The following is an 11,705-nucleotide window of genomic DNA, read 5'->3' as shown; positions in this document are numbered from 1 at the left end:
GTTTCAACGTTCTTCTTTTTTAATCAAAATCAGCACTATTTTCAATGCAGAAAAAATTGCAACCGATTGCTATTTTTTAAATCAGATCCAAAAATATTTTATGTCTTTAAAACAGGTTTTGAGGTGACGGTATTGCTCAAATAAACATTGATCTGCAATATCTTTTTGTTGATTCATCAGACTGACTCATTCGGGATCTAAATCTGATATTTTCAAGCCTATCAATTAATTCAAGATTAAAAGTTAAAGCTGTTTTTTATTTTACAGAATCTACTTGAGCCATTAAAAATTCATCCGTGGAATTTAAAAGTAAGCGTCATCATGATGCTGATGAGCCCACTCAAGCTCCACAGCATCATGACCAAAGGTGATTAAACTAAAGCAGATATTTGAAATAGCTATAATTCGGATGATTTTCAACAAAAACATAATTTTGTTTCTGGTAGAAATTTGCTGCAGATTTGGTATCTGTATTCAGACAAAGTGCGGAAAAATTTGCGCGGGCATTTTTTTCCAGATGTTGTAAAAGCTGTTTGCCTACCCCATGCTTACGGTATTTCGGCAATACGTAAAAACGACGTACCCGACCAATACGAGCATCAATTTCGTTATCATTCCACTGCTGATTTAAGCCACCACAGGCGATCAGTTTCTCATCATCATAAACAAAAAGCAGCAACTCCCCCGGCTGATCAAACCTGTTTTTTCCACTTTCATATTCTTCAATCAATTGATCAACCAACTGAAATCCTTCTTTCTGAGCGTGCTTGGCTAATTCTGTGATTTGTGCAGGTAATTGTTCAGCTTTAGCAATCGTGATATTCATCTAACCTTCCTAATCGTTTCCTATCGTGCATTTTGTACGAATAAATCAGCCATATATTGAATTTTATTCATCAATCTACAGCAATCATGAGCATTGGTGTAAACTTAGCGTTTTATTTTGAAATGTGAACGAAAGACATGGCAACTGTTGATCTTTTTGCAATTGGTAATGCATTAATCGACCAAGAATTTAAAGTCTCTGATGATTTCCTTATTCAACAAAATTTGCAAAAAGGCACTATGCAGTTGACTGATGGTGAAACACAAGCAAATTTATATAATAATTTAAAAGAAACGCAAGTATACAAAGGTCAAGCATCAGGTGGATCTGCTGCAAATACCACTGTTGCTTTTAGTGCTTTAGGCAGTAAAGCATTTTACGGATGCCGTGTCGGTAATGATGAACTCGGTTGTATTTACCTACAAGGTTTAAACGAAGCCGATATTCAAACTACTGAAAAATCTGTCAGTGAAGGTGTGACTGGTACCTGTATGGTTCTTGTCAGCCCTGACTCTGAACGTACCATGCAAACTTTTCTGGGCATTACTGCGGAACTCAGTGAAGCACAAATCAATTTTGAACCTCTAAAGACTGCAAAATGGCTGTATATTGAAGGTTATTTATCAACCAGCGATACTGCACGCCAAGCTGTTAAACACGCACGTGAAATTGCCAAAGCTAATGGTGTAAAAATTGCATTAACTTTATCTGATCCGGCAATGGTGCAATATGCCCGTCAAGGTTTGGATGAATTGCTTGATGATGGTGTAGATTTATTGCTTTGCAATTATCATGAAGCGTTAATGTATACAGAAACAGATTCAATTGAAGCTGCATTGGCTAAATTGCAATTGAAAAGCAAATACACTGTCATTACATTATCCGCAGAAGGCGCTTTAATTTCCGATTCTGAACAAACCCTTAAAGTTCCAGGTCGCAAGGTCACAGCGGTAGATGCGAATGGTGCCGGTGATGCTTTTGCAGGTGCTTTTCTTTACGCATTAAATGCAGGTTTCAGCCTTAAAGCTGCCGCTGAATTGTCGATTTTGATTTCAAGTGAAGTCGTTTCACAATTCGGTCCACGCCTGAGTGTAGAAAATTACGCGGAATTATTAAAGAACTTCCAAAAGGAATGTGCATAATGATTAAAATTGCGATGACGGAAGAAATTCCTGAACGTGAAGCGCGTTCATACGAAACGCCGGATGGTGATACCATTTTTATTACCCAGCGTGACGGTGCATTTTATGCCTATCAGAATCTCTGCCCGCACTTGCAGGTGGAACTGGAATTTTTAGAAAACCAGTTCCTAGATCGCGATCAGGAATACATCGAATGCTCTACCCATGGAGCACTGTTTTTGGTTGAAACAGGTGAATGTATTTCTGGTCCTTGTCAGGGACAATCACTTGAAAAAGTAGCGATCAACGTGCATTCTGATGGTGGAATTTACCTCAACGAAGAATAAATAGAACATAATTTAATGGAATCTTGCCATGCTTGAGTTTTTACATAACTATGACTTAATCCCGTTTCATTTAAGTTTACTGGCTTTAGTTTTACTCAGCATGGCGGAAACCCTTGGCTATTACTTTAATATTCGCCCGACGCAATATCTCAAGAAACTCTCTCCAAAGAAACTTTCTGAATCCCCTTTGCTGAATGTTAAATTTTCCAAAACACTGATTGTGGTGTTTTTACTGATGAACTTCAGTTTCGCTGGCTATTTTCTTCAACTGTGTGTTTATACCCAGCAACAGGAATTTCTGCCTGCTTTTTACTTAGTAATCCCTGCACTCATCATTGCGATTTTCTTCACTGTGTTTATGATTCATTGTCTTGATCAAGTCATCAAACCCACGTTTACCAGACATCAGGTCAGTTTACTTGGACGTTTAGCTACGATATCCAGTGGCAATGCCCGCCCCGGATTTTCTGCTCAGGCACGGGTTCGAGACAGCTTTGGTCAACTGCATTATGTTCAGGTTGAACCGGAATTTGGTGAACTCGAATTTCAGTCGCAGATTATTTTAATTCGTTTAAAAAAATCGCACTATATTGCTAAAAAAATATCTAAATCCAATACCCTCTTTAGCATGGAAAATCATCAATAACATTTAAGTCGTTAAGATAGTGAGTCATCAAAATTAATTTCAGGTATGAAAAAAACCAGTCAGGTCAGCAACCCAACTGGTCTTAAAAAGCAAAATCTTAACGTTTAAGAAATCCAGAAACCAAGTTCATGACTTGTTGAATATCTGCATTGGCTTCTTGCTTATTGGTCTGTTCACCTTGTGGGGTCAATGAATCAATAATTTGTGGTAAAACCGTTGAAATTGCACTGTAAATGTCCTGTTTAGGCACATGTGCTTCTTCCGCCACTTTTTCTACGTCCTGCTCATCAAATAAGCTTTGAACCTGTTGTTGATCCACACTTGCATTTTCACCCGGACCAGTCGAAACCCAATCATCCACTTGACTGGTTAAGCCTTGGCCTTTCAATTTATCCAAAGCACCTTGTATACCCCCTTGCTTTTGAATCCACGCCAAAACCAAAGGCAAAACTGCAATCAATAATGTTTTTGCACCACCACCCACACTACTTGTTTGTTGTGGTCTTTGAGTTTGCTGGTTTCCACCACCTAACTGGCTCAAGACCGAACCCAAAATCCCACCTAATCCACCTTGTTGCGACTGTTGGGATTGCGGGTTGGATTGAGATTGTTGCTGTATATTGTTTCCGCTCATCTGTCCCAGTACGGAACCTAAAATCCCACCTAAACCGCCCTGTTGTGATCGATTTTGCTGGTTACCACCCAAAGCCTGTTTCGCCAGCATTTCTACAATATTGCTAAGATTGGTCATCGTATTATCCTTTTATTCGCTTAGGAAAAGCATACGATGCTTTCAAAACCAGCAATGAGGACAAATTGTTAAGTTTTGCAAGATTTGGAAAAGCAATAAATGCTTGAATCTTACCAGCGGAATTTATTCCAATTTTCTGGATTGGCCCAAAACTTGGAATTAAACCAGTCCGGCACATGCTTATAAGTCAGGATATTAAATTGCCATAAAGCAAAATCACTATCATGCTGGGTTTTATCAATCAGCTGGGTAAAGCCTAAAGAACGTAATAATTTCTCATCTTGTAACTGACTCACCACCACAATACGCTTCGCCATCAAATCACGTAGTTTGACCAACAATAGTGATTTTTGATTATCAGAAATATCGAGTAACTCTGGTGAATCAAGCAATACCAGCCCCAAGTCATATCGCTGTGTAAAAGGCAGATTTAAAAACTCAATTACGTTAAAATAGTGCCATTGAATTGATTGATTGTTGTCGTATTGTGCAAGATTTTGGCCAATACATAATGCAGTTTGAATAGGCTGTTCTTTAGATAAATCGTCTAGCATTGAAGCAATGACATTTTGTTCAGCCATAACTGCATCCTTATTATTTGAGAGAGTATTCTTCATGGAACTACAAGGCATTTGCCATAAAATGCATGCAGGTCTAAAGGACCCTATTGTAACTGATCAACAGACCCGTAAGGCAAAGGTAGAATATAAATTTGTACTAGATCGCGCTGAAATTGATCTTCCATTTAGTTTAGGACAAGAAGTCGAAATTGAGTGGACCGGCAATATTTATTGTGTTTCTTGTGGAAGTAAAACTCCAAAATCATACTCACAAGGTCACTGCTACAAATGCTTCAAAACCAAAGCTTCATGTGACATGTGCATCATGAAGCCAGAAACTTGTCACTATCACCTAGGTACATGTCGTGAAGATAGTTTTGCGCATGAAGTCTGTTTCCAGCCGCATATTGTGTACATTGCCAATTCCAGTACTTTAAAAGTGGGCATCACCCGTCAGGGACAAATACCAACACGTTGGCTCGATCAAGGCGCAACACAAGCACTACCGATTATGAAAGTGGGTTCACGCCGCTTATCGGGTCAACTGGAAATCATGTTTGGCACACAGGTCGCAGACAAAACTGATTGGCGAAAACTGCTGAAAGGTGAAGCTGAGCCATTAAATTTGATTGAAGTTCGTGAGCAACTGATTGAAGAATTTGCCCCGAAAATTCAAACCATTCGTGAGGAATTCAGTCAAAACCTCGAATTCAATGAAACTGTTGAAATCATGGAAAGCGAATTGCCACGTGAGTTTGTTTATCCAGTGGATGAATATCCTGAGAAAATCAAATCGCATAATCTGGATAAGACTCCCGTTATTCGCGGCAAATTATTCGGGATTAAAGGTCAATACCTGATCCTAAATACCGGAGTGATTAATATTCGCAAATACTCAGGCTATGAACTTAAGCTACGCGCTGAATAAAACTTTATTTAGTCTATAAAAAAACCTGCATTCATGCAGGTTTTTATTTCATAGGAAATTATTTAATTTTCGCATGTGACTTAAGATATTGAGTGTAATCATCCAATTCTTGTTGACCACGAAGTTGCTGGTACAACTTAGACAATTCATTCAACTGCTCATCAGTTAAAGCATTAGACGTTGTCTTATTTACATTAGACACTGCCACAACAACCAACTCATTTGGCAATGAAGCTGTAGTCACTGACCACATGCCTGCTTTCGGTGCTGGAACACTAAATGCTGCACGCTCAATTTCACGCTTCAAACCTTGTGAACGGGTAAATACACCTGCACTTTCAAATGCGATGTTGCTTTGCGCCAAAACAGTTGCAGCAGGTTGTGATTTGAAGCTATTTAATGCAGTTTGAATTTTCGCTTTAGCTGCTTCAATTGCTTTTTGCTCAATCAGTTTAGCTTTTACACGAGGCGTCGCTTCTGCAAGTGTTTGTACACCAGCCGCGTGGTAATTACGCACTTTCACCCAGACTGTATCACCATTGGCTAACTGGATACTGCTTGATGCATTACGGTCACCATTTTTCACATCATCATTAAATAGCTTAACTTTTACATTTGCATCGCTAAGTACCAGATGTTGAGTCGCTAAAGTCATGCCTTTTACTGATTGAACAGTTACACCCTTCACTTCTTGTGCGACAACATCAAGTGCATCACTACCAACAACCATTTCATTTAGACTATTTACAGTATCTGAAAAGGCATTGGCAGATTTGTTCTTTTGCAATTCCGCCAGCAAACGTGGTTTTTCAGTTTCAAATGATGGAAGCTTAACCGAAGCCGCTTCTGTTTCAATTAAATGATAACCATATTGGGTTTTAACCGGAGCGGATACTTGCGCTGATTTTAAAGAATCCACAGCCTGGTCAAAGGCATCACCAAATACCCCTTTGGCATATGCGTCGATCACACCACCTTTGGCTTTAGATTCGGTATCATCTGAATATTGTGCAGCAGCTTGAGTAAAGGTCATGCCTGCTTTAATTTTCGCAGCGACATCATTGGCTAATTTCTTTGCTTCCGCATCTGAACGCGTATCTGCTGCAATTAAAATATGCTTTACTAATAGTTTAACATTTTTCTTTTGCGCCTCTACATATGTTGCATAGGCTTGCTGCAATTCTGCTTCTGTCACTTGCGTATTCGCCGGCGCAACATTCGCAGGTGTCAATACCACATAATCCACATCAACACTTGCAACCTGCTTAAAGACATTTTGATGTTTGTTGTAATAAGCAGCAACTTCTTGAGCCGTTACTTTTACATTTTTCTTATAGTCATCAAGTTTAATGCTCGCAAGATGCAAGGTACGTTGTTCAGTCTGTAAATTGGCAATTTGTTCAATATCCAGTTTGCTGACCAAAGCATAATCCATAAAGGTTGAAGTCAACATTTTCAAAGCATGGTCTTGACGCAGATTCGCAATTAGAGCTTGACTGGTCATGCCCACTGAACGCAAATAGTTGGCATACAAGCTTTCCGAAAATTTACCGTTTTCTTGAAAGTTAGGTTGCTGGGCAACCATTTGCTCAATCTGTGCATCACTTAATGAAATACCCAAATCTTCAGCTTGCTGCAATAACAAAGTACGAGCAACCAGGGTATCCATCGCTTTATTTTGAATAAAAGATTGATTCAATAAAGTTTCATCACCATTTGCATAAGCCAAGTATTGTTCTTTAAATGATTTGGTCAGTGTTTCTAGTTCTTTTTTAGAAATTTCTTGGCCATTGACTAATTTTGCTGTGTCTTCTGATTTCCCGCCACTAAAATATCCTTCAATACCTACAAGCGCTAAAGGGGTCAAAAACAAAATGAGCAGTGCTTTGCCCAACCAACCCTTAATAACTTTACGAAAAGATTCCATAAGTATTCCAATATTTTATTTGTGAGGGATTTTACCCGAAAACCCCCAATGAATGAATGAGTTCAAACCGAAAATCGGCATATTAATAAAAAAACGCGCCTAAGCGGCGCGTTTATTGGCTTTAAAAAAGATTAAGCAACAGAATCTTTTAAACCTTTACCAGCTTTAAAGCTAGGAACCTTGCTTGCTTTAATTTCTAAAGCTGCACCAGTCTGTGGATTACGACCAGTACGTGCTGCACGTTCTTTTACGTTGAATGTACCAAAACCAACAAGTGTTACAGTATCACCAGATTTAAGTGCTTCAGTAATTGAAGCAATTGTCGCATCTAAGGCTTTACCTGCATCAGTCTTAGACAATCCCCCTTTCTCTGCAATTGCATCGATTAATTCTGATTTATTCATGAAGATTACGTCCTCTTAATATCGTTTATTTAAGGTCTAAGGATTCCATAACACCTTTATAGCAATGCTTTAGGGCAAAACGCAATACTCTGGATATCGATTTCTGCAAAATAAATGCGAAAAAAATTGTTGAAAAATGCATAAAAAGCAAAACTGTTTCATTTTTTTACAATTTGCGCTTTTAATGACTTATTTTCTTCAACCAAAAAATCGACCTTGCTATGTAGTTGTAATATGAGGCTTTCTAAATGCTGAATATCTTTTACCGTGACCAAACCAATTCGGTTTAAAGAATGGTTCACACTATGGTCGATTAGTTTCTCAACTTTATCTTTGGTATCAGTTACTGATTCTTTGGCCTTCTCTGACACCTTTTCTACGGCTTGGTCAGCGATTTCCGTGGTTTTAGACTCCAGTTCTTCTCCCACTTTAACTAAAGAATCAAATAACTTATTTCCTTCTTCTTCTGCACGTGAAAAAGCACCTAAACCGGCAAGCCAGATCTGTTGGGTATATTTACGGAAATCTAGCCCTGATTTTCGCCCGTCACGCGATTTATTCTTTTTTTTATCAGTATTTTCCGCTGTCTTCTGTTCATTATCCTGATCTTTTATCTGCTTATCCATTCATTCTTTCTCCTGATTGTTTTATGTACGACCAAACATATTTATCCATAAAATACACTGATAATAGCAAATTAAATACTTGATAGATTTGCTAAACTGTTCTACAAAGCAAGATTATTATGTATTTGGTTTAAAGTCCTGAAACATATTTTACGAGCCAGGATGCTCTATTTCAGGTAAGGATTAAGTTTTATGAGTGAATCGCAGCAAAGTCCAAATCAACCACATTTGTTGCTCACAATGGCTATGATTGTTCTTGAAACAATTTTTACCCTCATTTTGAAGCATGATCGCGTCATTGGTTTACAGGCTAAAAAATTTGTAGATCAAAAAGTTGCGATTAAAATTAATAGCTATTTGCCGTATTTTGATTTTTACGTTCAATTTACTGAACATGGTGTTTTATTTGACACCAAAGCACCAGAGCAAGCGGTTGATCTGGATATCCGCACCACCCTCATGGATTTAATTAAAGTCTTTGTGTTTGCTAATCGTCGCAGTATCAAAAAAATGCGTATCGATGGCGACCTGACGCTAAAAGATGAGTTTCGTGATTTAGCTTTACTTTTTAGCTTTCCAAAAGTTTTGTCGGACTGGAAACAGTGGTTAACTGAACCCACTGACGAGCAAGATATTATTGCCTCTAAAAAACGCATTGTCCCTCTTTTAGAAAAAATCGACTTGCAACGCTCAACAATAAATAACCTGGAAGTTGAAGTGAAGCAATACCAAAATCGTATTCGTCGCATTCAACAAAAGCAGAAAAGAATTAATATCGTGTTTATTGTAATCACCGTGCTTTTGATCGCGTTATTAGTGTATAATTTATGGCTTGGATAAATATACAATTTTTCTTATAAAACAAAACAATTTAAAGCCTCATAAAAAACTTGACTATTTTAGTCAGGATTCTTAAAATCGACACATCTAGTCTAAACATGTGTATCGAATCATGCGTCTTACTACTCGCGGTCGCTACGCAGTGACTGCTCTACTTGATTTAGCTTTGCAGCCAACTGAACAAACGATCACGCTTGCTGAAATTGCAGCTCGTCAAACTATTTCTGTGGCTTATCTTGAGCAGTTATTTGCGAAATTAAAGCGTCACGGCTTAGTTTCTAGTGTACGTGGTGCCAACGGTGGCTACCATCTTGCTCGTCGCGCTGAAGAAATCACTGTGTTAGAAATTATTGAAGCTGTAAACGAAACAGTTGACGCAACGCGTTGTGACCATAAAGGCAACTGCCAAAATGGTGCAATGTGCTTGACTCATGATTTATGGCAAGAACTCTCCCACCACATTGCCGATTATTTAGCAAAAATTACGCTTGCTGATCTGGTGGCACGTGACAACGTACAAACCGTTGCAATCCGCCAAAATTCACCAAGTTTTGATTCAGCCCTTTTATCGGTTACAGGTATTTGACATGAAACGTCCGATTTATCTTGATTATGCAGCAACCACTCCGGTAGATCCTCAAGTTGCAGAACGCATGATGGAGTGCTTAACATTCGATGGTACTTTCGGTAATGCTGCATCTCGTTCTCATGCTTACGGGTGGCAGGCGGAAGAAAAAGTAGAATATGCACGTGAACAAGTTGCCAACTTGGTTAAAGCAGATCCACGTGAAATCGTGTGGACGTCTGGCGCGACTGAATCAGATAACCTTGCACTAAAAGGTGTTGCACAATTCTATGCCTCTAAAGGCAAACACATCATTACAAGTAAAATTGAACATAAAGCAATTTTAGATTCTTGCCGTGAACTCGAAGAAGAAGGTTTTGAAATTACCTATCTTGAGCCAGAGCCAAAAACAGGTTTAATTACGCCTGAAATGGTTAAAGCTGCGATTCGTCCAGATACCATTCTTGTTTCATTAATGATGGTGAACAACGAAATTGGTACCGTGACTGATGTTGCTGCCATTGGTGAAATCACTCGCGCAAATAAAACCTATTTCCACGTTGATGCTGCTCAGGCCGCAGGTAAAGTTGAAATTGATCTTTCAACCATGAAAATTGATTTAATGAGTTTCTCTGCTCATAAAATTTATGGTCCTAAAGGTATTGGCGCACTGTTCGTACGTCGTAGCCCACGTGTTCGTCTTAAAGCTCAAATGCATGGTGGCGGTCATGAACGTGGTATGCGCTCTGGTACACTTGCAACTCACCAAATCGTAGGTATGGGTGAAGCATTTGAACTTGCAGGCAAAAACCTCGAAGCTGAACAGACACGTCTACGTGTATTGCGTGACAAACTTTGGAACGGCTTGCAAGGTTTAGAACAAGTGTTCTTAAATGGCCACCCTGAATACAATGTTGCGAATTACTTAAATGTAAGCTTCAACTTTGTAGAAGGCGAATCATTGATGATGGCATTGAAAGATGCTGCTGTATCTTCTGGTTCTGCATGTACATCTGCAACACTCGAGCCTTCTTATGTACTTCGTGCATTAGGTTTGTCTGATGAGCTTGCGCACAGTTCGATTCGTTTCAGCTTCGGTAAATATACCACTGAAGAAGATATCGACCATGTACTTGAAATAACCAAAGCGGCTGTACAAAAACTACGTGATCTTTCTCCTCTTTGGGATATGTACAAAGATGGTGTTGATCTGTCTACAGTCGAATGGGCTGAACACTAATTTATTCTTGGCATCTTATAGAATTTGCTTAAGATGCCCCCATATTAAATCTTATAAAGGCTGACCCCGAGGTTTGGAGACGCATCATGGCTTATAGTGAAAAAGTAATTGATCATTACGAAAACCCCCGTAATGTTGGTGTTTTAGATAAAAACGCTGAAAATGTTGGTACAGGTATGGTCGGTGCACCCGCTTGTGGTGACGTTATGCGCCTTCAGATCCAAGTTGATGACAACGGTGTGATTGAACAGGCACGTTTCAAAACTTATGGTTGTGGATCGGCTATTGCTTCAAGCTCGCTTGTAACTGAATGGCTTAAAGGTAAAACTTTAGACGAAGCACAAGCAATCAAAAACATTGATATTGCAACTGAACTCGCGCTTCCTCCAGTGAAAGTACACTGTTCTGTACTTGCTGAAGATGCAATTAAAGCTGCTGTTGAAGACTACCGCAGCAAAAAAGCTAAAGCTTAATGGCTTTAAGTTTTAAATAAGGAATAACGGAGTTTTCATGATTCATTTAACTGAAAATGCTGCAACTCATATCAGCAATTACTTAAAAAATCGCGGTAAGGGTGAAGGCATTCGCGTTGGCGTGAAAACTTCAGGCTGTTCTGGTTTGGCCTATGTACTCGAATTCGTTGATGAAATTGATACACATGATCAAATTTTTGAACAGTTTGGTGTTAAGGTTTTCGTTGACCCTAAAAGCAGTGTCTATTTAGAAGGTTTAGAAATGGACTATGTGAAAAATGGCTTAAACGAAGGCTTCGAATTTAACAACCCCAATAAAAAAGGTGAATGTGGTTGTGGTGAATCTTTCACTGTTTAATCAATCCCCTTCATCCTCTTTTTAAAATTAAAACAGTGTACAATACACTGTTTTAATTACATTTATATTTGAAATTATTTTCATACAACTTTC

General features: G+C 38.8%; 15 protein-coding genes. 9 read left to right on the top strand and 6 right to left on the bottom strand.

Annotation, left to right across the window (positions count from 1 at the left end; translation table 11 throughout):
• Window positions 1-376 precede the first annotated feature (376 nt).
• Window positions 377-826 carry a GNAT family N-acetyltransferase gene (locus tag HLH18_RS10205; protein ID WP_171546740.1) on the bottom strand — a complete coding sequence of 150 codons (450 nt, stop codon included), beginning with the start codon at window positions 824-826 and terminating at the stop codon, window positions 377-379.
• Between the two features lie 137 nt (window positions 827-963).
• On the opposite strand from HLH18_RS10205, the gene HLH18_RS10200 reads away from it, so the two are divergent.
• From HLH18_RS10200 to HLH18_RS10190, 3 genes are read left to right on the top strand one after another with little or no spacing between them, the layout of a single operon-like run.
• Window positions 964-1,968: an adenosine kinase gene (locus HLH18_RS10200; protein ID WP_171546739.1), complete on the top strand. Its 1,005-nt coding sequence runs from the start codon at window positions 964-966 to the stop codon at window positions 1,966-1,968.
• 14 nt (window positions 1,969-1,982) lie between these two features.
• On the top strand, window positions 1,983-2,294 hold the full coding sequence (locus tag HLH18_RS10195; RefSeq protein ID WP_171458811.1) for a Rieske (2Fe-2S) protein: 312 nt from the start codon (window positions 1,983-1,985) through the stop codon (window positions 2,292-2,294).
• 28 nt (window positions 2,295-2,322) lie between these two features.
• Window positions 2,323-2,940, top strand: coding sequence for an OB-fold-containig protein (locus HLH18_RS10190; protein ID WP_171546738.1), 618 nt, complete (start codon window positions 2,323-2,325; stop codon window positions 2,938-2,940).
• A gap of 97 nt (window positions 2,941-3,037) precedes the next feature.
• Here HLH18_RS10190 and HLH18_RS10185 read toward each other — a convergent pair whose 3' ends face one another.
• A complete protein-coding gene (locus HLH18_RS10185; RefSeq protein WP_171546737.1) occupies window positions 3,038-3,691 on the bottom strand; it encodes a YidB family protein in 654 nt (217 codons plus the stop codon).
• Between the two features lie 110 nt (window positions 3,692-3,801).
• Window positions 3,802-4,272: a DUF6231 family protein gene (locus tag HLH18_RS10180; RefSeq protein WP_171546736.1), complete on the bottom strand. Its 471-nt coding sequence runs from the start codon at window positions 4,270-4,272 to the stop codon at window positions 3,802-3,804.
• Window positions 4,273-4,306: 34 nt separating this feature from the next.
• On the opposite strand from HLH18_RS10180, the gene HLH18_RS10175 reads away from it, so the two are divergent.
• On the top strand, window positions 4,307-5,179 hold the full coding sequence (locus tag HLH18_RS10175) for a DUF2797 domain-containing protein (protein ID WP_171546735.1): 873 nt from the start codon (window positions 4,307-4,309) through the stop codon (window positions 5,177-5,179).
• Between the two features lie 58 nt (window positions 5,180-5,237).
• On the opposite strand, the gene HLH18_RS10170 is transcribed toward HLH18_RS10175, so the two are convergent.
• The 3 genes from HLH18_RS10170 to HLH18_RS10160 all read right to left on the bottom strand — a co-directional run bounded on the left by HLH18_RS10170 (window position 5,238) and on the right by HLH18_RS10160 (window position 8,136).
• On the bottom strand, window positions 5,238-7,106 hold the full coding sequence (locus tag HLH18_RS10170) for a SurA N-terminal domain-containing protein (protein ID WP_171546734.1): 1,869 nt from the start codon (window positions 7,104-7,106) through the stop codon (window positions 5,238-5,240).
• Between the two features lie 131 nt (window positions 7,107-7,237).
• Window positions 7,238-7,510, bottom strand: a complete 273-nt coding sequence (hbs, locus tag HLH18_RS10165) for a non-specific DNA-binding protein Hbs (protein ID WP_004651791.1) — start codon at window positions 7,508-7,510, stop codon at window positions 7,238-7,240.
• Between the two features lie 158 nt (window positions 7,511-7,668).
• Window positions 7,669-8,136, bottom strand: coding sequence for a phasin family protein (locus tag HLH18_RS10160; protein WP_171546733.1), 468 nt, complete (start codon window positions 8,134-8,136; stop codon window positions 7,669-7,671).
• Between the two features lie 192 nt (window positions 8,137-8,328).
• Here HLH18_RS10160 and HLH18_RS10155 point away from each other — a divergent pair, with 192 nt between their 5' ends.
• The 5 genes from HLH18_RS10155 (at window position 8,329) to iscA (ending at window position 11,612) form a co-directional block, all read left to right on the top strand.
• Window positions 8,329-8,976: a hypothetical protein gene (locus tag HLH18_RS10155; protein WP_171546732.1), complete on the top strand. Its 648-nt coding sequence runs from the start codon at window positions 8,329-8,331 to the stop codon at window positions 8,974-8,976.
• A 112-nt stretch (window positions 8,977-9,088) separates the two neighbouring features.
• Window positions 9,089-9,562 carry an Rrf2 family transcriptional regulator gene (locus HLH18_RS10150; protein WP_131290933.1) on the top strand — a complete coding sequence of 158 codons (474 nt, stop codon included), beginning with the start codon at window positions 9,089-9,091 and terminating at the stop codon, window positions 9,560-9,562.
• A gap of 1 nt (window position 9,563) precedes the next feature.
• Window positions 9,564-10,781: an IscS subfamily cysteine desulfurase gene (locus HLH18_RS10145; RefSeq protein ID WP_131290931.1), complete on the top strand. Its 1,218-nt coding sequence runs from the start codon at window positions 9,564-9,566 to the stop codon at window positions 10,779-10,781.
• 86 nt (window positions 10,782-10,867) lie between these two features.
• Window positions 10,868-11,254 carry a Fe-S cluster assembly scaffold IscU gene (iscU, locus tag HLH18_RS10140; protein WP_131290928.1) on the top strand — a complete coding sequence of 129 codons (387 nt, stop codon included), beginning with the start codon at window positions 10,868-10,870 and terminating at the stop codon, window positions 11,252-11,254.
• 37 nt (window positions 11,255-11,291) lie between these two features.
• Window positions 11,292-11,612, top strand: coding sequence for an iron-sulfur cluster assembly protein IscA (gene iscA / locus HLH18_RS10135; RefSeq protein ID WP_067724655.1), 321 nt, complete (start codon window positions 11,292-11,294; stop codon window positions 11,610-11,612).
• Window positions 11,613-11,705 lie beyond the last annotated feature (93 nt).

This window comes from Acinetobacter sp. ANC 5414 (assembly GCF_013004295.1).
Lineage (GTDB): Bacteria > Pseudomonadota > Gammaproteobacteria > Pseudomonadales > Moraxellaceae > Acinetobacter.
The sequence above is the reverse complement of the archived record's forward strand: the minus strand, read 5'-3'. Positions and strand labels throughout refer to the sequence as shown.